Source organism: Ornithinimicrobium sp. CNJ-824, from assembly GCF_001942405.1.
In the GTDB taxonomy this organism is placed as follows: domain Bacteria; phylum Actinomycetota; class Actinomycetes; order Actinomycetales; family Dermatophilaceae; genus Ornithinicoccus; species Ornithinicoccus kibberensis.
Window position 1 is genome coordinate 105,339 of the sequence record NZ_MKKA01000060.1, and the last position, 19,333, is coordinate 124,671.

The window sequence follows — 19,333 nt, forward strand, 5'->3', positions numbered from 1 at the left end:
CACCATGACCTGCTCGTCCGGAGCCGTCCGCCCGCCCTGCGCCGCACCGGGCCGACGGACCGTCCTGCGGGCCGGCGGAGCCTCCGCCCTGCTGCTCGGGGCCGCCCCGCTGCTCACCGGCTGCTCGGGCGAGGACGAGGCCTCCCCGGCGGTCACCGAGGCCGACGGGACCGTGCGGGTGCCGGCGGCCGACACCCCGGTGGGCGGCTCGACCTACTACCCCGACCCGAAGGTGATCGTCAGCCGGACGGCGGAGGGGGGCTACGTGGCCTTCGACGCCGTCTGCCCGCACCAGGGCTGCGCGACCTCGGAGCGGCGGGACGACCAGCTCGTCTGCCCGTGCCACGACAGCAGGTTCGACCCCGCCACGGGGGCGGTGCTGTCCGGTCCGGCGACGACCGGCCTGCGCACGCTGACCGTCGAGGTCGACGGGGAGGAACTGCTCGTCCGTGGCTGACCCCGCGACCTACCGACCGCGACCGGGGGAGATCCCCACCGAGCCCGGCGTCTACCGCTTCCGGGACGCCCACGGCCGGGTGATCTACGTCGGCAAGGCCCGCTCCCTGCGTTCCCGGTTGTCCTCCTACTTCCAGGACGTGCGGGCCCTGCACCCGCGGACTCGGCAGATGGTGACCACCGGCGCCAGCGTGGAGTGGACCGTCGTCCGCAACGAGGTCGAGGCCCTCCAGCTCGAGTACTCCTGGATCAAGGAGTACGACCCGCGCTTCAACGTCAAGTACCGCGACGACAAGTCCTACCCGTACCTGGCCGTGACCATGGGGGAGGAGTTCCCCCGGGCCCAGGTGATGCGCGGACGCAAGCGCAGGGGGACCCGCTACTTCGGGCCCTACACCCACGCGTGGGCTATCCGGGAGACGCTGGATACCCTGCTGCGCGTCTTCCCGGTCCGCACCTGCTCGGCCGGGGTGTTCCGGCGGGCGGAGCAGTCCGGGCGGCCCTGCCTGCTCGGCTACATCGACAAGTGCTCCGCCCCGTGCGTGGGGCGCGTCAGCCCGGAGGAGCACCGCCAGATCGCGGAGGACTTCTGCGACTTCATGGCCGGTGACAGCGCCCGGTTCGTGCGTCGGCTCGAGGACCGGATGCGCGCCGCCTCCCAGGAGCTCGACTTCGAGACGGCGGCCCGGCTCCGGGACGACGTCGGGGCGTTGCGGCGGGCGCTGGAGCGTTCGGCCGTGGTCCTGCCCGACGCCACCGACGCCGACGTCTTCGGGCTGGCCGACGACGAGCTCGAGGTGGCCGTGCAGGTCTTCCACGTCCGCGGGGGCCGCATCCGGGGCCAGCGGGGATGGGTGAGCGAGAAGGGTGCCGAGGACATGGGCTCGATCGTCGAGCACCTGCTCCAGCAGGTCTACGGACCCGAGCAGGGCGAGGACGTGCCCCGCGAGGTGCTCGTGCCGGTGCTGCCCACCGATCCGGAGGACATGGAGGCGTGGCTCACGGACCGCCGGGGTGCGCGGGTCCGGGTGCGGGTGCCCCAACGGGGCGACAAGCGGACCCTCATGCAGACCGTGGCCCGCAACGCCGACCAGGCCCTGGCCCGGCACAAGGTGGCCCGGTCCGGCGACCTGACCCTGCGGTCCCAGGCCCTGCAGGAGCTGCAGGAGGCCCTGGAGCTGCCCGAGGCGCCGCTGCGCATCGAGTCCTTCGACATCAGCCACGTCCAGGGCAGCGACGTGGTGGGGTCGATGGTCGTGTTCGAGGACGGGCTGGCCCGCAAGTCCGAGTACCGCCGGTTCGTCGTGCGGGGGGGCACCGGTGACGACACGGCCGCCATGCACGAGGTGCTCGGCCGGCGGTTCCGCCACCTGGCGGCCGGACCGGCCGTCCCGGCCGAGGGGGACCCGACGGCCGACGAGGGGAGCCGCTCGAGCTTCCGGTACCCGCCCAACCTCGTCGTCGTCGACGGGGGCCGCCCGCAGGTGGAGGCAGCCCGCGCGGCCCTGGCCGCCGTCGGCGTGGACGACCTGCCCGTCATCGGCCTGGCCAAGCGGCTCGAGGAGGTGTGGCTCCCCGGCGAGGACCACCCCGTGGTCCTGCCCCGCACCAGCGAGGGGCTCTACCTGCTGCAGCGGGTCCGCGACGAGGCGCACCGGTTCGCCAACACCTTCCACCGGCAGCGACGCTCCCGGAGCATGACGAGCAGCCAGCTGGACGGGATCCCGGGCCTGGGCAAGGCGCGGCAGCAGGCGCTGCTGGCCCGGTTCGGCTCGGTCAAGGCCCTGCGGCGGGCCGAGGAGGAGGACCTGCTCCAGGTCCCCGGGATCGGTCCGGCCGTGGCCCGGGCGGTGCTGGAACGGCTGCGGGACGGCGAGCCGGGCCTGGCGGTTAACCTGAGCACAGGCGAGGTGCTCGACTGACCTGCCGGAGGCACACGACACGACGGACGAGGGCGCAGTGAATCCTGACCAGCGCACCGGGGCCGACCCGGGCACGGACCCCGCCACCGACGCCGCGGCCCCGGCGGGGGGCGAGACGCCCGGGGACGGTCCGGGGCCGGACCCGGACGGGCGCACCGGGCACCGGCACGACGTGGTCGTCGTCACCGGCATGTCGGGTGCCGGCCGGTCCACGGCGGCCGACGTGCTGGAGGACCGGGGCTGGTACGTCGTGGACAACCTGCCTCCCTCGATGATCCAGCACCTCATGCGGACGACCGCCGACGACCCCCAACGCCAGAAGGTGGCCGCCGTCGTGGACGTCCGGAGCCGGGACTTCACCACCGAGCTGTCCCGGGCGCTGCGCGAGCTCGCCGAGGACGGCTGGCGCCCCCGGGTGGTCTTCGTCGACGCCTCCGACGAGGCCCTCGTGCGTCGTTTCGACGCCGTCCGACGCCCCCACCCCCTGCAGGGCGAGGGCCTCCTGCTGGACGGGATCCGGCGGGAGCGCCGCATGCTGGCGGACCTGCGCTCCAACGCCGACGTCGTCGTCGACACGACCAGCTACAACGTCCACCAGCTCACCGCCAAGATCGACTCCCTCGTCAACGCCGACCAGCAGCTGCGGCTGCGGCTGGCCGTCATGTCCTTCGGGTTCAAGTACGGCATCCCCCTGGACGCCGACGTCGTCCTCGACCTGCGCTTCCTGCCCAACCCCTACTGGGACCCCCAGCTGCGGCCCTACACCGGCAAGGACGCCCCCGTGCGGTCCTACGTCCTGGGCCAGGAGCTGGCCGGCCGCTACCTGGACCACGCCGAGCAGCTGCTGCGCACCTCCGTCGAGGGCTACCTGGCCGAGGGCCGGCGCTACGTCACCGTCGCGGTGGGCTGCACCGGCGGCAAGCACCGGTCGGTGGCCGTCTCCGAGGACCTCGCCCTGCGTCTGGGAGACCTGGAGGACCGCGGGGTGCAGCTGACCACCTTCCACCGTGACCTGGGGCGGGAGTGAGGAGTCCGCGGGTCGTGGCCCTCGGCGGCGGGCACGGGCTGTCCGCCTCGCTGCAGGCGCTGCGGCACACCACCGAGGCCATCACGGCCGTGGTCACCGTCGCCGACGACGGGGGCTCGAGCGGACGTCTGCGGCAGCAGTTCGACATCCTGCCCCCGGGCGACCTGCGGATGGCGCTCGCGGCGTTGTGCGAGGACACCCAGTGGGGGCACCAGTGGTCGGCCGTGCTGCAGCACCGGTTCGGCGGGTACGGCGAGCTGGCCGGCCACCCCCTGGGCAACCTGCTCATCACCGCGCTGTGGGACCTGGTGCCGGGGGAGGAGGTCCGCGGCCTCGACCTCGTCGGACGGCTGCTCAACACCCGCGGGCGGGTGCTGCCCATGTCCCTGCAGCCGTTGGACATCGAGGCGACCATGGGGGTGCCGGACGACCTCGGCCAGGAGGTGCTCGTCACCGTGCGCGGGCAGTCGCGCATCGCCAAGCACCCGGGGCGCGTGGACACGATCCGGCTGGTCCCGGAGGAGCCGGCGGCCTGCCCCGAGGCGCTGGAGTCGATCAAGCTGGCCGACGTCGTGGTGCTGGGGCCGGGCTCCTGGTTCACCTCGGTCATGCCGCACCTGCTCGTGCCCGACCTGCTGCAGGCGCTGCACAGCACCCCGGCCACGCGGGTGCTGACCCTCAACGTGAGCCTCACCGACGACGAGGCCGCCGGCTACACCGTGGCCGGCCACGTCGAGGCCATCCTCCAGCACGCGCCCGGCCTCACCTTCGACCACGTCATCGCCGACCCCCAGGTCGTGTCCACGGACGCCGAGCGGGCGGCCCTGGAGGATGCGGTGGCCCGGCTCGGGGCGCACCTCGTGGTGACCACCGTCGGCAAGATGCGCGCCCCCGGGGTGCACGACACCCTCCGGCTGGCCGCCGCGTACCGCGACGTGATGGCGAGCCTGCCATGACCCCCGCCGACGGGGTACCCTGCCGCACGCAGGTGGGGATCCTGCGCGCACGGTGCCAGGACCTACCAGGAGGATGAGGACTGTGGCGATGACCGCCAAGGTCAAGGACGAGCTGGCCAGGCTGCCCGTCACCCGGACGTGCTGCCGCAAGGCGGAGGTGTCCACGATGCTGCGGTTCGCCGGGGGGCTGCACATCGTCGGGGGACGGATCGTCATCGAGGCCGAGCTCGACACCGCCCAGAGCGCCCGTCGGCTGCGCGCGTCCATGGCCGAGGTCTACGGCAGCAGCAGCGAGCTGGTCGTCATGAGCCCCGGCGGGTTGCGCAAGCACACCCGGTATGTGGTGCGCGCCACCTCCGAGGGCGAGGTGCTGGCCCGCCAGACCGGGCTGATCGACCACCGGGGCCGTCCCGTGCGCGGTCTGCCGCCCCGGGTCGTGGGGGCCTCGGTGTGCGACGCGGAGGCGGCCTGGCGAGGTGCCTTCCTGGCCCACGGGTCGATCACCGAGCCGGGGCGGTCCACCGCCCTGGAGGTGACCTGCCCGGGCCCCGAGGCCGCCCTGGCGCTGGTCGGCGCCGCGCGCCGGCTCGGCATCCAGGCCAAGCGCGGGAGGTGCGGGGGGTGGACCGGGTCGTCATCCGCGACGGCGACGCCATCGGGGCGATGCTGACCCGGCTGGGGGCCCACGACGCGGTCCTGGCCTGGGAGGAACGGCGCATGCGCCGGGAGGTGCGGGCGACCGCCAACCGGCTGGCGAACTTCGACGACGCCAACCTGCGCCGCTCGGCGCGGGCGGCGGTGGCCGCGGGGGCACGCGTGGAGCGCGCCCTGGAGATCCTGGGTGAGCAGGTCCCCGAGCACCTGCGGGTCGCCGGGGAGCTGCGGCTGCAGCACAAGCAGGCCAGCCTCGAGGAGCTGGGCCAGCTGGCCGACCCGCCGATGACCAAGGATGCCGTCGCCGGCCGGATCCGCCGACTGCTGGCGATGGCCGACAAGCAGGCCGAGGAGCTGGGCATCGAGGGCACCGAGGCCAACCTCACCGCCGACATGCTGGACGACTGACCGACCCCCCGGGACCTGCGCCGGCCCGCCTCCCTGCGTTGGGCAGCCCTCTCGCGGGACGATAGGTTGGGACCAGGACGACGGCGTCCTTCGTCGCGGCGCGCGTCCGCGCGCCGCGCCCACCCACGAGGGAAGGTTCACTCATGACCGTTCGCGTAGGCATCAACGGCTTCGGACGCATCGGCCGCAACTTCATGCGCGCCGTGCTCGCCTCCGGCGCCGACATCGAGATCGTCGGGGTCAACGACCTCACCGACAACGCCACCCTGGCGCACCTGCTGAAGTACGACTCGATCCTCGGCCGGCTGGACGGCGAGGTCACCTCCACCGAGACCGAGATCAGCGTCGACGGCAAGGCCGTCAAGGCGTTCGCCGAGAAGGACCCCTCGGCCCTGCCCTGGGGCGACCTCGGCGCCGACATCGTCATCGAGTCCACCGGGATCTTCACCGACGCCACCAAGGCCCAGGCCCACCTGGACGCCGGGGCCAAGAAGGTCATCATCTCCGCGCCCGCCAAGAACGAGGACATCACCCTCGTGATGGGCGTCAACGACAAGGACTACGACCCCGCGGCGCACCGCATCATCTCCAACGCCTCCTGCACGACCAACTGCCTCGCACCGATGGCCAAGGTCCTCAACGACGAGTTCGGCATCGTCAAGGGACTGATGACCACCATCCACGCCTACACCGCCGACCAGAACCTGCAGGACGGGCCCCACAAGGACCTGCGCCGTGCCCGTGCCGCCGCGCTGAACATCGTGCCCACCAAGACCGGTGCCGCCCAGGCGGTCGCGCTCGTGCTGCCCGAGCTGAAGGGCCAGTTCGACGGCTACGCCCTGCGGGTGCCCACCCCCACCGGCTCGGCCACCGACCTGACCTTCCAGGCCGGCCGCGAGGTCACCGTGGAGGAGGTCAACGCGGCGATGCAGAAGGCCGCCGAGGGCGAGCTCAAGGGCATCCTGGAGTACACCGAGGACCCGATCGTGTCCAAGGACATCGAGACCCACCCCGCCTCGTGCATCTTCGACTCCGGTCTCACCAAGGTCATCGGCGACCAGGTCAAGGTCGTCGGCTGGTACGACAACGAGTGGGGCTACTCCAACCGCCTCGTGGACCTCACCGTCCTGGTCGGCGAGAAGCTCTGAGCGGCATGCGCTCGATCGCAGAGCTGACCGAGCAGCTGGGCGGCCTGGCCGGCCGCACCGTCCTGGTCCGCAGCGACCTCAACGTCCCCCTGGACGGCGGGCGGATCACCGACGACGGCCGGGTGCGCGCCTCGGTGCCCACCATCGAGGAGCTGGCCTCGGCCGGCGCCCGGGTCGTGGTCACCGCCCATCTGGGGCGGCCCAAGGGGGCGCCGGAGGCCCGGTTCTCGCTGCGGCCCGTGGCCGACCGGCTCGGCGAGCTCCTCGGACGTCCGGTGACCTTCGTCGAGGAGACGGTGGGGCCCACGGCCCGCGCGGCGGTCGAGGCCATGTCCGACGGCGACGTGGTCGTCCTCGAGAACCTCCGGTTCAACCCCGGGGAGACGGCCAAGGCGGACGAGGACCGGGCGCAGTTCGCCCAGGAGCTCGCCGCCCTGGCCGACGCCTTCGTCTCCGACGGGTTCGGGGTGGTGCACCGGGCCCAGGCGTCCGTCTACGACGTCGCCCGCCTCCTGCCGCACGCGGCGGGCGGCCTGGTCCGCTCGGAGGTCGAGGTCATGCGCACGCTGCGGGAGGACCCCCAGCGTCCCTACGCCGTGATCCTCGGCGGGGCCAAGGTCAGCGACAAGCTCGGCGTCATCGAGTCCCTCATCACGGTGGCCGACCGGCTCCTCGTCGGCGGCGGCATGGTGTTCACGTTCCTCAAGGCCCAGGGCCACGAGGTCGGGACCAGCCTCCTGGAGGAGGACCAGGTCGACACCGTCAGGGGCTACCTGGAGACGGCCGCCCAGCAGGGGGTGGAGATCGTGCTGCCGACGGACGTCGTCGTCGCCGACTCCTTCTCGGCCGACGCGGCGCACGAGGTCGTGGCGGCCGACGCCATCCCCGCGGACCGGATGGGCCTGGACATCGGGCCCCGCTCCGAGGAGCTCTTCGCCGAGAAGCTCGCCGACGCCCGCACCATCTTCTGGAACGGCCCGATGGGCGCCTTCGAGATGGAGCCGTTCGCCTCCGGCACCAGGGCCGTGGCCCAGGTGCTCGTCGAACGGACCCGCGAGGGTGCCATGACGGTCGTCGGCGGCGGCGACAGCGCCGCCGCGGTGCGTGACTTCGGGCACGCCGACTCCGACTTCGGGCACATCTCCACCGGTGGTGGGGCCAGCCTGGAGTACCTCGAGGGCAGGCAGCTGCCCGGACTCACCGTGCTGGAGGACTGATGGCTGGATCGACGGGCACACCCCGCACGCCCCTGATGGCGGGCAACTGGAAGATGAACCTGGACCACCTCCAGGCCACCCACCTGGTGCAGAAGCTGGACTGGACGCTGCGCGACGCCAAGCACGACTTCTCGGCCGTCGAGGTCGTCGTGCTGCCGCCCTTCACCGACCTGCGCTCGGTGCAGACGCTGGTGCAGGGCGACAAGCTGGCCCTCGGCTACGGCGGGCAGGACCTGTCCCAGCACGACGAGGGGGCCTACACCGGCGAGATCTCCGGGGCCTTCCTGGCCAAGCTGGGCTGCACGTACGTCGTCGTCGGGCACAGCGAACGGCGGGAGCACCACGCCGAGACCGACGAGCTCGTGGGGGCGAAGGTGCGCGCCGCGCTGCGGCACGGGCTGACCCCCGTCCTGTGCGTCGGCGAGCCGCTGGAGGTCCGGCAGGCCGAGGGGCACGTGGCCCACGTGGTCACCCAGCTGCGTGCCGCCCTGGAGGGCCTGGACGGCGAGCAGGTCGCTCGGGTCGTGGTGGCCTACGAGCCGGTCTGGGCCATCGGCACCGGCGAGGTGGCCACCCCCGCCGACGCCCAGGAGGTCTGCGCCGCCGTCCGGGCCACCGTGGGCGAGCTGGCGGGCACGGACGTGGCTGCCGGCCTCCGGGTGCTCTACGGCGGCTCGGTCAAGCCGGGCAACGTCGCGGAGATCATGGCCCAGGAGGACGTCGACGGTGCCCTCGTCGGCGGGGCCTCCCTGTCGGTCGAGGACTTCGCGGCGATCTGCCGCTACCGCGACCACGTCGGCACCGCCTGACCCTCCGCGGCGCCCGCTCGGCTTCGTCCTGCGGGCTCCTGCTGGGTTAGGCTGTCGGACGCCCGGGACCCGTGGTCCCGGGCGTCTGTCCCCTTCCCTCCCAACGTCTGTCGAGGTGTGCACCGCGTGGAGTACGTGCGCTGGTTCCTGAACGGGCTGCTGGTCGTCACCAGCGCCTTCCTGGTCCTGCTCATCCTCATGCACAAGGGGCGCGGCGGCGGGATGTCCGACATGTTCGGCGGCGGGATGAGCAGCAGCCTCGGGGGGTCGTCGGTCGCCGAACGCAACCTCAACCGGATCACGATCGCGGTCGCCGTCGTGTGGACGGCCGTCGTCGTGGCCATCGGGCTGCTCATCAGCTACGGCTGAGCCGCCACCCTGGTGTCGCACCGGCACCGCAGGTTACTCTCTACCCCCGGGCCGCACGCGTCCCACTCGGGTGTTCCGGCCGCTCGCCCCGAGCCGCCGGCCCGGTCCGGCACGGCACGGCACGAGGAGAGGCACCCGATGGTCGGCAACAACGCGATCCGTGGCAGCAGGGTCGGTTCCGGTCCGATGGGGGAGAGCGAGCGCGGCGACGCCGCCCCCCGGACCGTCGTCAGCTACTGGTGCGCGCGGGGTCATGAGACCCGACCCAGCTTCGCGCGGGACGGTGAGGTCGACGTCCCGGACACGTGGGACTGTCCCCGCTGCGGGCTGCCCGCCGGCACCGATCGGGAGAACCCGCCCCAGGCCCCACGCAACGAGCCCTACAAGACCCACCTGGCCTACGTCAAGGAACGGCGCAGCGACCAGGACGGCGCCACGCTGCTGGAGGAGGCCCTCAGGGCCATGCGCGAGCGGGGGGTCGGCGGGGGCTCCTGAGGTCCCCCGTCGGTCCGGCCGCCCGTCAGCCCCGGGTCAGGCGTCCCATCAACCCCGGTCCGGCGGGTCGTCGACCCGGGCGGCCGCGGCCTCGTCGAGCCACCAGACGGTCTCCTGGCGGCCGTGCACGCACGAGGCGGGCAGGTCGCGGTCGTCGGTGGCCGCCACGGACGCGGCGACGGCCTGCGCCTTGTCCTCGCCGGCCACGACGAGCCAGACGGCCTGGGCGGCGTTGATCACCGGCAGGGTCAGGCTCACCCGTAGCGGCGGCGGCTTGGGGGAGTCGTGCACGGCGGTGGTGGCGGGGGCGACCAGGTCCAGCTCGCTGCGCCCCGGGAAGAGCGAGGCCACGTGGGCGTCCGGTCCGACCCCGAGGAGCAGCACGTCCAGCGAGGGGGCCGGGTCCGGTGCCTGCGCCCACCGGGCCAGCTCCGCGGCATACCGGGCGACCGCGGTCTCCAGCCGGGCCGGGTCGCTGCCGCCGGGCACCCGGTGGGTGTGCCTGACGAGGACGGGAAGGTCCCGCAGGCCGGCCTCGTCGGCCTGGGCGTCGTTGCGGTCCGGGTCGCCGGCCGGCAGGTAGCGCTCGTCGCCCCACCACAGGTGCACCTTGCGCCAGGCGCTCCGGTCCAGCTCGCCGTCCCGGGCCAGCGCGGCCAGCGCGGCGACCGTGGCCCCACCCATCGACCCGCCCGTCAGACCGACGTGGGCCACGCCCCGGTCGGCCACGACCTCCTCGACCCGTCGTGCCAGCGCCGCGGCGACGCGCCGGCGAGGGCGGTGCCGTCCGCGTGGATGCGCAGGTCGGCACGCGTGGCCTCGGTGAGCCGGTGCTCCACGTGGGCCTCCAGGTCGTCGGTGCCGGCCGGGGCGGGCGGCCGGTCCGCCAGCCGGTCGCTGCCGAGGCGGTCCCGCCCGGCCGGGTCGACCTGCGCCGGGCCCTCGGGGACGTCGCCGCGGCGCACGGCCTCCGTGCGGGACCCGCCGCTGCGCACCCGGGGCAGCCCGTCGCACAGGGCCGCGGCGTAGACCTCGTCGGCGTCGAGCCGGCGCAGCTCGTCGGCCAGCGCCTCGGCCGGGGTGGGCGTGTGCAGCGCGACGAGCCGGGGCAGGCTCCCCACGCGGGAGAGGGTGGCGGTGTCCGCGCCGTCGTCGGTGCGGACCAGGTCCACGGGTCCGGAGTCCCGGTCGAGCCGGACGCTGACCAGGCCGGTGCCGGCCGCGCTGCGCGCACGGGCGACGGGGCAGCGCAACGCGTGGGCCAGCCAGCCGGCCAGCAGGTCGGCCCCCGGGTGCTGCCGCTCGGCCGTGACGGTGGCGGCGGTCACCGGCTCGAACGGCGCGGACTCCAGCGAGGAGGCCAGCAGCGCCCGCCAGCGGGTGATCCGGGTCCACGCCAGGTCGGTGTCGCCCGGGGCGTAGTGCCGGGCCCGCCGCCGCAGCTCGGTGGACGGACGGTCCGCCGCCAGGCGTCGGTGATCCGTCGGTGCGCCATCCGGCCCAGGTCGTCCCCGGCGACGTCCGCCGCGCGCCGCCGGGCCACCAGGTGACGACGGGGGAGTCGGGCAGCAGCAGCGGGGTCACGACGGCGTCCTCGTGCCGGGTCAGGTCGCCGTAGAGCCGCAGGACCACGATCTCGCTGGCGCCGGCGTCCCCACCCACCCGGATCTGGCCGTCGAGCCGCCCGCGCCCGCGGGCGTTGCCGCGGACGAGCACGATGATCCGGGCCGGGTGCTGCCGGGTCGCGTCGTTGGCCGTGCGGACCGCGTCGTCGGCGCCGTCCTCGTCGACGCTGACGACGAGGGTCAGCACCCGGCCCATCGCCATGGCGCCCACCCCGTCGCGCAGGCGCAGCAGCTCCTTGACCACCTCGCGGGTGGACGTGCTGGGCAGGTCGCGGATCACGGCAGCCTCCAGGTGCGCCCGTCACGGGCCATCAGCTCGTGGGCGGAGTCCGGCCCCCACGTCCCGGCCGCGTAGTCCGGCGGGGGCGTCCCGGCGCGGGCCCAGTGCTCGATGACGGGGTCGAGGATCTTCCAGGACAGCTCGACCTCCTCGTGACGCGGGAAGAGCGGGGGCTCACCCAGGAGGACGTCGAGGATGAGACGTTCGTAGGCCTCGGGGCTGGACTCGGTGAAGGAGGCGCCGTAGCCGAAGTCCATCGTCACGTCCCGGACCTCCATCTGGCTGCCCGGCACCTTGGAGCCGAACCGCATGGTGACCCCCTCGTCCGGCTGGACCCGGATGACGACGGCGTTCTGACCGAGCTCCTCGGTGGCGGTGTCCGTGAACGGCAGGTGGGGGGCCCGCTTGAGGACCACCGCGATCTCGGTGACGCGTTTGCCCAGCCTCTTGCCGGCCCGCAGGTAGAAGGGGACCCCCGCCCACCGGCGGGTGTGCACCCCGAGCCGGACCGCGGCATACGTCTCGGTGGTGGAGCCGGGGTCGACCCCGTCCTCGTCCAGGTAGCCCGGCACGCGGACGTCGCCCTGCCACCCCTCGGCGTAGCGACCACGGGCGGTGGCCTCGTCGAGGTCGTCGGGCAGCCGCACGGAGGCCAGCACCTTCTCCTTCTCGGCCCGGACCGCGTCGGCGGTGAACGCCACGGGCGGCTCCATGGCGGTGAGCGCGAGCAGCTGGAGCAGATGGTTCTGGATGACGTCCCGGGCCGCGCCGACCTCGTCGTAGTAGCCGGCCCGGCCGCCGATGCCGATGTCCTCGGCCATGGTGATCTGCACGTGGTCGACGTAGTGGCTGTTCCAGATCGGCTCGAACATCTGGTTGGCGAACCGCAGGGCCAGCAGGTTCTGGACGGTCTCCTTGCCCAGGTAGTGGTCGATGCGGAAGACCGAGTCCGGGGGGAAGACGCCCTCGACGATGGCGTTGAGCTCCTGGGCGCTCTCCAGGCCGTGCCCGAAGGGCTTCTCGATCACCACGCGCCGCCAGGTGCCCGGCCGGGGGTCGGACAGCCCGCTGGCCTGCAGGCGTTCGCACACCGGCGCGAACCACGCCGGGGGGATCGACAGGTAGAACGCGTGGTTGCCGCCCGTGCCCCGGCGGTCGTCCAGCTCGCGCACGGTCCGGGCGAGCAGGTCGAAGGCGTCCGGGTCGTCGAAGGCGCCCGGGACGAACCGGAACCCCTCGGCGAGGGAGCGCCACACCTCCTCGCGGAACTCGGTGCGGGCGTGCGCCCGCACCGAGTCGTGCACCACCTTGGCGAAGTCCTGGTCGGCCCACTCCCGGCGGGCGAACCCGACGAGGGAGAAGCCCGGAGGCAGCAGCCCACGGTTGGCGAGGTCGTAGATCGCCGGCATGAGCTTGGTGCGGGCCAGGTCGCCGGTGACGCCGAACATCACCATGCTGCAGGGCCCGGCGATGCGGGGCAGCCGCTTGTCGTCGGGGTGCCGCAGCGGGTTGTGCTCCGCCGTCACCGGGGCCGGGGAGTCCGGCATCAGCCCGCCAGGGTGCGACGCAGCTGCTCCAGCCCCTGCGCCTGGTCGGTCAGGTGCAGCCGCAGCACCGGCCGGCCGTGGTCCGCCAGCACCTGGCGTCGCCGGCGGCCTGGGCGGCGATGAACTCCCCGAAGGTGAAGTCCTTGCCGGGGACGGGCAGGTCCTCCCGGGGCTCGCCGGTCACCTGCAGGTAGACCCCCTGGGCGGGGCCGCCCTTGTGGTACTGCCCGGTGGAGTGCAGGAAGCGCGGTCCCCAGCCGAACGTCACCGGTCGGCCGGTCCGGTCGACCAGGTCGGCCTGGGCCTCGGCGAGGTCGGCGTGCTCGATCCGGTCGAGGTAGACCATGACGGCCAGGTAGCCGGTGCTGGGGTCGAGCTGTCGCAGCAGCGCACCGACCGCGTCCGTCAGGCTCGCGGAGCCCTCGGGCAGCCAGCCCGGTCCGGCCGCGCGGACCTCGACCGCCCCGTCGCGCAGGTCCGGTTCCACGGTCTCCCCGCCGCCGTCGGCCATGATCTGCCGGGCGGCGTCCTTGGCGCTCTCCACGTCCGGCTGGTCGAAGGGGTTGATGTCCAGCAGGGAGCCGGCCACCGCGGTGGCCACCTCCCACAGGAGCAGCTGGGCACCGAGCGGCCCGGCAACGGCGACGCGTGAACCGGTGCTCACGCCGGCGCCCTCCTCGGAGGTGGCGCCGGTACCGGTGGCGGAGTGGTCCTCGTCCTCCTCGTCGTCGTCGCCGGTGAGGTCGAGCTCGACCTCGTCGGCCGGCACGAGCGCGACCACCGTGCAGTCGGCGGTCTCCCGCAGCCCCTGGGCCGGGGGCCGGCCGGGCGGCGTCACGACGGGGAGGATCCCGGTGCCCTCCTTGCCCGTGGACTCGGCGATCAGCTGCTCGGCCCAGTCGGCCAGTCCCACGATGCCCGAGCCGCCGTCCGCGAAGAGCAGCTTGTCACGCAGCGGCTCGGTGCCGCCGAGCGCGGCACCCAGCCGCAGGCCCGGGTTGCCGAGGTCGTCGTCGGCGAGCAGGTCGGCGACCTCCTCGGCCTCGTCGAGCAGCGACCCCACGTCCACCCCGGCCAGGCCGGAGGGGACCAGGCCGAAGGCGGTGAGGGCCGAGTAGCGCCCGCCGACGTCCGGGTCGGCGTTGACGACCCGGTAGCCCTCCGCGCGGGACTGCTCGTCCAGGGGGCTCCCGGGGTCGGTGACCACGACGATCCGCTCGGTGGGGTCGATGCCGGCGTCGGTGAACGCCTGCACGAACGCCCGTCGCTGCGAGTCGGTCTCCAGGGTGGAGCCCGACTTGGAGGAGACGACGACGGCGGTGCGCCGGAGGTCGGTCCCGACCGCCGAGCGGACCATGTCCGGGTCCGAGGTGTCCAGCACGACGAGGGGCACGCCGGCGGTCGCGCAGATGACCTCGGGGGCCAGCGAGGAGCCGCCCATGCCGCACAGGACGATGCGGTCGGCCCCGCGCTCGCGCAGCTGCTCCCGGAGGGCCTCGACCTCCCCGACGAGGGGTCGTGAGGAACGCGGCAGGTCGACCCAGGAGAGACGCTTGGACGCCTCCTCCTCGGCCCGCGGACCCCACAGCGTCGCGTCCTGCTCGAAGAGCCGGGAGGCGAAGCGACGCTCGACGAGACCGGCCAGGTGGCGCTCCACGGCGTCGGCGGCCGCGCCGAGAGCCTCGACGGTCAGGGCGCTCATGCCCGGCCCGCCGCCTTGCCCAGCTCGGTGCTCACGGTCTCGAGGAGCTCGTCCCAGGAGGTGGCGAACTTGTCCACGCCCTCGGCCTCGAGCTGCTCCACGACGTCGGTGTAGTCCACGCCGACCCGGGCCAGGGCGTCGAGGACCTCCTGGGCCTCGGCGTAGGACCCGGTGACCGTGTCCCCGGTCAGCCGGCCGTGGTCCACGGTGGCCTCGAGGGTCTTGGCGGGCATCGTGTTGACCGTGTGCGGCGCCACGAGCTCGGTGACGTACATGGTGTCGGGGTAGTCCGGGTTCTTCACCCCGGTGGAGGCCCACAGGGGACGCTGCACGTTGGCCCCGTCGTCGGCCAGGTTCTGCCAGCGGGGGGTGGAGAAGACCTCCTCGAAGGCCTGGTAGGCGAGCCGTGCGTTGGCCAGCCCCGCCTTGCCGCGCAGGGCCAGCGCCTCCTCGGTGCCGATCTCCTCCAGCCGCTTGTCGATCTCGCTGTCGACCCGCGAGACGAAGAAGGAGGCCACCGAGTAGATGGGGGACAGGTCGTGGCCCCGCTCCCGGGCCTGCTCCAGCCCGGTGAGGTAGGCACTCATCACGCCGCGGTAGCGGTCCAGGCTGAAGATGAGGGTCACGTTGACGCTGATCCCCTCGGCCAGGGCCTGGCTGATCGCCGGCAGGCCCTCCACGGTCGCCGGGATCTTGATGAGCAGGTTGGGCCGGTCGATCTCGGCCCAGAGGCGGCGGGCGACCTCGACGGTGCGCGCGGTGTCCTTGGCCAGCCGCGGGTCGACCTCGATGGAGACCCGGCCGTCGAGGCCACCGGTGCGCTCGTGCACCGGGGCGAGCACGTCGCAGGCGTCCCGGACGTCGCGGGTCGTCAGCGCGAAGACGGCCTCGTCGACCGAGGACCCGGCGAGCTCGGCCACCTGGTCGCTGTAGGAGTCGCCCTCGGCCAGCGCGCTGGCGAAGATGGTCGGGTTGGTGGTCACGCCCAGGACCCCGCGGTCCACGTAGCCCTGCAGGTCGCCGTCGGCGATCATCGGGCGGTTCAGGTCGTCCAGCCACACGGACACGCCGGCCTCGGCCAGCTCGTGCAGGATGGTGCGGGACTCGCCCTGGTCGGCGGTGGCGCCCTGCTCGGGTGCCTGGGTGGGCTTGCCGTCGTCGTGGTGGCTCATGGTGTCCTCGCTCACTTCTGGGTCTCGTCGGTGGACCGGGTGCCGCCTTCGCCGGCGTCCCCGAGGGTGCTCTCGTCGTCGGTCGGTTCCTGCGGGTCGGAGGTGCCGGGGGCGGAGGGGGCCTCGCCCCGCGCGGCCTCGATCGACTCGCGCGCGGACTTCGCGACCGCGTCGGCGGTGAGGCCGAACTCCCGGAAGAGGGTCTCGAAGTCGGCGGAGGCGCCGAAGTGCTCCAGGCTCACGATCCGGCCGGCGTCACCGACCAGCTCGCGCCAGCCCTGGGCGACCCCCGCCTCGACCGAGACCCGCGCACGGACGGCGGGCGGCAGCACCTCGTCGCGGTAGCTCTGGTCCTGGGCGTCGAACCACTCCCGGCAGGGCATCGAGACGACACGGGTGGGCACCCCGTCGGCCTGCAGCTGGTCCCGGGCGCCCAGCGCGAGCTGGACCTCCGACCCGGTGCCGATGAGCACCACCTGCGGATCCCCGCCCTCGGCCTCGGCCAGGACGTAGCCGCCCCGGGCGACCCCGTCGGCCGGGGCCAGCACGGACCGGTCGAGGGTGGGCACGTTCTGCCGCGTGAGCGCCAGCGCGGAGGGGTGGTCGACGGTCTCCAGGATCGTCCGCCAGGCGACGGCCGTCTCGTTGGCGTCGGCCGGCCGGACGACGTCCAGCCCGGGGATCGCGCGCAGGGCGGCCAGGTGCTCCACCGGCTGGTGAGTCGGGCCGTCCTCGCCCAGGCCGATGCTGTCGTGCGTCCACACGTAGACGACCGGCAGCTGCTGGAGGGCGGCCAGCCGGACCGCGGGGCGCATGTAGTCGGAGAAGATGAGGAAGGTCCCGCCGTAGGGACGGGTCAGGCCCTCGAGCGCGATCCCGTTCAGGCTCATCCCCATGGCGTGCTCGCGGATGCCGAAGTGCAGGGTGCGGCCGTAGCGGTGGCCCGGGAAGGACTCGGTGGCCTTGCCGTCTGGGACGAAGCTCGGCTCACCCTCCATCGTCGTGTTGTTGGAGCCCGCGAGGTCGGCGGAGCCGCCCCACAGCTCGGGCATGACCGGGGCGAGCGCGGTCAGCACCTGGCCGGACGCCTTGCGGGTCGCCATGCCCTTCTCGTCGGCCTCGAAGGTGGGCAGGGCCTCGTCCAGGCCCTCGGGCAGCTCCTTGGCCTGCAGCCTGTCCAGCAGACGGGCGCCCTCGGGGTTGGCCTCGCGCCACGCCAGGTAGCGCTCCTGCCACCGGGCGTGCGCCTCCTGGCCCCGCCCGACCACGGCGCGGGCGTGCTCGAGGACCTCGTCCTCGACGGGGAAGGCGGCCTCCGGGTCGAAGCCCAGCAGCTTCTTGGTGGCCGCGACCTCGTCCTCGCCGAGCGCGGACCCGTGCGAGGCGCGGTGTCCCGGGCGGTGGGCGCCGGCCAGGCGATGACCGTCCGCAGGATGACGAGGGTCGGGCGGTCGGTGCGCTCACGGGAGGCCTGCAGCGCGGCGTGAAGGGCGTCCACGTCCTCGGTGTAGGGGCCCGTCCCGTCGTCCGCGCGGGCGGCGTCGCCGCTGTCGCCGGCACGCCCGCGCCAGTCCACGGTCTCGACGTGCCAGCCGTAGGCCTCGTAGCGCTTGGCGACGTCCTCGCTGAAGGAGATGTCGGTGTCGTCCTCGATCGAGATGAAGTTCTGGTCGTAGACGACCGTGAGGTTGGACAGCTCCTGGTGGCCGGCCAGGGACGACGCCTCGGAGGACACGCCCTCCATGAGGTCGCCGTCGGAGGCCACGACCCACACGTGGTGGTCGAAGGGGGACTCGCCGGGGGCCGCGTCCGGGTCGAGCAGGCCGCGCTGGCGCCGCTGCGCCATGGCCATCCCGACCGCGGAGGCCAGGCCGGAGCCCAGGGGCCCCGTCGTGATCTCCACGCCGGTGGTGTGGTGCACCTCGGGGTGGCCGGGGGTCGCGCTGCCCCAGGTCCGCAGCGCCTTGATGTCGTCCAGCTCCATGCCGTAGCCGGAGAGGTAGAGCTGGATGTACTGCGTCAGGCTCGAGTGGCCGGCGGAGAGGACGAACCGGTCACGGCCGAGCCAGTGCGGGTCGGAGGGGTCGTGGACCATGACGTCCTGGTAGAGCAGGTAGGCCAGCGGTGCCAGGCTCATGGCCGTGCCCGGGTGCCCGTGGCCCGCGTGCTGCACGGCGTCGGCGGCCAGGACACGGACCGTGTCCACCGCCCGGACGTCCGCGTCGGTCCAGCCCACCTCGTCGGCGATCGGCCGGGTCAGGCTCTCGTCGCGGCCGGCGGTGAGGGTCGGGGCGGTCTGGCTCACGTGTACTCCTCGGGTGGGGGTCGGACGGTCGCTGGCACCGGCCCCGGGGCCGGCGCGGCATACCCCCGACCTTAGCCGCTCACCTCCCGACGCGCGCCCGTTGCCGACAGTTGCCGTCGGCGCCCCCGGGGGGAGGCCCGGGGGTCGCGGGTGCCGGGCCGGGCCGGCCCACGGAGTACCATCGAGGGACGTCAGCGTCCCGTGGGGACGACGCCTGCCACCGAAGGACACCGTGACCACGCTCGACCCGCGCCGCGCGCCCGACGGACCCGCCGACGTCACCGTCGGCGCCGCCCGAGGACGCACGTGGCGCGACGTGGTGCGCGACTACGTGGCCCTGACCAAGCCCCGGATCATCGAGCTGCTGCTCGTGACCACCTTCCCGGTGATGTTCCTGGCCCATCGCGGGATCCCTCCCGTGTGGCTCATCGTGGCCACCCTCGTCGGAGGCACCCTCGCGGCCGCCTCGGCCAACGTGCTCAACTGCTACCTGGACCGGGACATCGACGCGCAGATGAACCGCACGTCCAACCGGCCGCTGGTCACCGGGACCATCAGCCCCCGGGCCTCCCTCGTCTTCGGCGGGGTCCTCGGCGTGGCCTCCGTGCTGTGGCTCGGGCTGCTCGTCAACTGGATCTCCGCCTGGCTCGGCCTGGCGGCGATCGCGCTCTACGTCGTCTTCTACACGATGATCCTCAAGCGGCGGACCAGCCAGAACATCGTCTGGGGCGGTGTCGCGGGGTGCGTGCCGGTCCTCATCGGCTGGTCGGCGGTGACCGGCTCGGTGTCCTGGGAGGCGCTGATCCTGTTCCTCGTCGTCTTCTTCTGGACGCCGCCGCACTACTGGCCGCTGTCGATGCGCTTCCGCGAGGACTACGCCGCCGCCGGGGTGCCGATGCTCCCCGTGGTCGCCGAGGACGTGGCCGTGGGACGCAAGATCGTCGGGTACGCCTGGGTGACCGTCCTGACCTCCCTCGCCCTCGTCCCGGTCGCCCGATGGGGTGGATCTACACGGTCGTGGCCGTGGTCTCCGGCGCACTGTTCGTCGTCGAGTCGCACCGCCTGCTGGGGCGCGCGCGCCGTGGGGTCGCCGGGCCCGCGCTGGGTGCGATGCGGCTGTTCCACTACTCGATCAGCTACCTGACCCTGCTCTTCCTCGGGGTGGCCGTCGACCCCCTGCTGCACCTGCCGCTGCCGCTGTGACCGCCGGCCTCCCGCGCCCCGCCCCTGCCAGACCCTCG

Annotated in this window: 13 protein-coding genes and 5 pseudogenes; 11 read left to right on the top strand and 7 right to left on the bottom strand. The window is 73.7% G+C overall.

Going from position 1 to position 19,333, the window contains the following annotated elements; genetic code table 11:
• The first annotated feature begins 4 nt into the window (after window positions 1-4).
• From BJF81_RS15080 to BJF81_RS15125, 10 genes and pseudogenes are all read left to right on the top strand, one after another.
• Window positions 5-457, top strand: a complete 453-nt coding sequence (locus tag BJF81_RS15080; protein WP_075959015.1) for a Rieske (2Fe-2S) protein — start codon at window positions 5-7, stop codon at window positions 455-457.
• Window positions 450-2,378, top strand: coding sequence for an excinuclease ABC subunit UvrC (uvrC, locus tag BJF81_RS15085; protein ID WP_075959016.1), 1,929 nt, complete (start codon window positions 450-452; stop codon window positions 2,376-2,378). Before BJF81_RS15080 ends, uvrC begins: the two co-directional genes overlap by 8 nt.
• Before the next feature lie 37 nt (window positions 2,379-2,415).
• A complete protein-coding gene (gene rapZ, locus BJF81_RS15090; protein WP_075959017.1) occupies window positions 2,416-3,405 on the top strand; it encodes an RNase adapter RapZ in 990 nt (329 codons plus the stop codon).
• Window positions 3,402-4,361 (top strand): gluconeogenesis factor YvcK family protein, encoded by a 960-nt coding sequence (locus BJF81_RS15095; RefSeq protein WP_075959018.1) that lies wholly within the window; start codon window positions 3,402-3,404, stop codon window positions 4,359-4,361. Before rapZ ends, BJF81_RS15095 begins: the two co-directional genes overlap by 4 nt.
• Window positions 4,362-4,443: 82 nt before the next feature.
• Window positions 4,444-5,423 (top strand): annotated as a pseudogene (whiA, locus tag BJF81_RS15100) (DNA-binding protein WhiA).
• Window positions 5,424-5,566: 143 nt separating this feature from the next.
• Window positions 5,567-6,571: a type I glyceraldehyde-3-phosphate dehydrogenase gene (gene gap, locus BJF81_RS15105; protein ID WP_075959019.1), complete on the top strand. Its 1,005-nt coding sequence runs from the start codon at window positions 5,567-5,569 to the stop codon at window positions 6,569-6,571.
• A 5-nt stretch (window positions 6,572-6,576) separates the two neighbouring features.
• On the top strand, window positions 6,577-7,788 hold the full coding sequence (locus tag BJF81_RS15110; RefSeq protein ID WP_075959020.1) for a phosphoglycerate kinase: 1,212 nt from the start codon (window positions 6,577-6,579) through the stop codon (window positions 7,786-7,788).
• Window positions 7,788-8,597: a triose-phosphate isomerase gene (gene tpiA / locus BJF81_RS15115; protein WP_075959021.1), complete on the top strand. Its 810-nt coding sequence runs from the start codon at window positions 7,788-7,790 to the stop codon at window positions 8,595-8,597. Before BJF81_RS15110 ends, tpiA begins: the two co-directional genes overlap by 1 nt.
• A gap of 126 nt (window positions 8,598-8,723) precedes the next feature.
• Window positions 8,724-8,966 (top strand): preprotein translocase subunit SecG, encoded by a 243-nt coding sequence (secG, locus tag BJF81_RS15120; protein WP_075959022.1) that lies wholly within the window; start codon window positions 8,724-8,726, stop codon window positions 8,964-8,966.
• Between the two features lie 138 nt (window positions 8,967-9,104).
• Window positions 9,105-9,461 (top strand): RNA polymerase-binding protein RbpA, encoded by a 357-nt coding sequence (locus BJF81_RS15125; RefSeq protein WP_075959023.1) that lies wholly within the window; start codon window positions 9,105-9,107, stop codon window positions 9,459-9,461.
• 48 nt (window positions 9,462-9,509) lie between these two features.
• Here BJF81_RS15125 and pgl read toward each other — a convergent pair whose 3' ends face one another.
• The 7 genes and pseudogenes from pgl to tkt all read right to left on the bottom strand — a co-directional run bounded on the left by pgl (window position 9,510) and on the right by tkt (window position 18,092).
• Window positions 9,510-10,190, bottom strand: a complete 681-nt coding sequence (gene pgl, locus BJF81_RS15130; RefSeq protein WP_187345525.1) for a 6-phosphogluconolactonase — start codon at window positions 10,188-10,190, stop codon at window positions 9,510-9,512.
• Entirely contained in the window at window positions 10,157-10,930 is a 774-nt protein-coding gene (locus BJF81_RS17025) for a glucose-6-phosphate dehydrogenase assembly protein OpcA (protein ID WP_342447169.1), read from the bottom strand. The genes pgl and BJF81_RS17025 overlap by 34 nt, the downstream gene beginning before the upstream one ends.
• Window positions 10,931-11,042: 112 nt before the next feature.
• A pseudogene (locus BJF81_RS20470) lies at window positions 11,043-11,288 on the bottom strand (glucose-6-phosphate dehydrogenase assembly protein OpcA); the annotation flags it as partial.
• A 74-nt stretch (window positions 11,289-11,362) separates the two neighbouring features.
• Complete coding sequence (gene zwf / locus BJF81_RS15145; protein WP_075959025.1) at window positions 11,363-12,913, bottom strand: glucose-6-phosphate dehydrogenase; 1,551 nt, start codon at window positions 12,911-12,913, stop codon at window positions 11,363-11,365.
• Window positions 12,913-14,615, bottom strand: a pseudogene (locus BJF81_RS15150) (glucose-6-phosphate isomerase). The gene zwf and the pseudogene BJF81_RS15150 overlap by 1 nt, the downstream one beginning before the upstream one ends.
• Entirely contained in the window at window positions 14,612-15,802 is a 1,191-nt protein-coding gene (gene tal / locus BJF81_RS15155; RefSeq protein WP_237770279.1) for a transaldolase, read from the bottom strand. The pseudogene BJF81_RS15150 and the gene tal overlap by 4 nt, the downstream one beginning before the upstream one ends.
• Window positions 15,799-18,092: pseudogene (gene tkt / locus BJF81_RS15160) on the bottom strand (transketolase). The gene tal and the pseudogene tkt overlap by 4 nt, the downstream one beginning before the upstream one ends.
• A 232-nt stretch (window positions 18,093-18,324) precedes the next feature.
• Here tkt and BJF81_RS15165 point away from each other — a divergent pair.
• Window positions 18,325-19,295: pseudogene (locus BJF81_RS15165) on the top strand (heme o synthase).
• The last annotated feature ends 38 nt before the right edge of the window (window positions 19,296-19,333 follow it).

Coding starts and splice junctions, on each gene's coding strand:
- tpiA (WP_075959021.1), top strand. CDS start 7,788: ATGGCTGGATCGACGGGCACACCCCGCACGCCCCTGATGGCGGGCAAC.
- zwf (WP_075959025.1), bottom strand. CDS start 12,913: ATGCCGGACTCCCCGGCCCCGGTGACGGCGGAGCACAACCCGCTGCGG.
- BJF81_RS15110 (WP_075959020.1), top strand. CDS start 6,577: ATGCGCTCGATCGCAGAGCTGACCGAGCAGCTGGGCGGCCTGGCCGGC.
- BJF81_RS15080 (WP_075959015.1), top strand. CDS start 5: ATGACCTGCTCGTCCGGAGCCGTCCGCCCGCCCTGCGCCGCACCGGGC.
- gap (WP_075959019.1), top strand. CDS start 5,567: ATGACCGTTCGCGTAGGCATCAACGGCTTCGGACGCATCGGCCGCAAC.
- BJF81_RS15125 (WP_075959023.1), top strand. CDS start 9,105: ATGGTCGGCAACAACGCGATCCGTGGCAGCAGGGTCGGTTCCGGTCCG.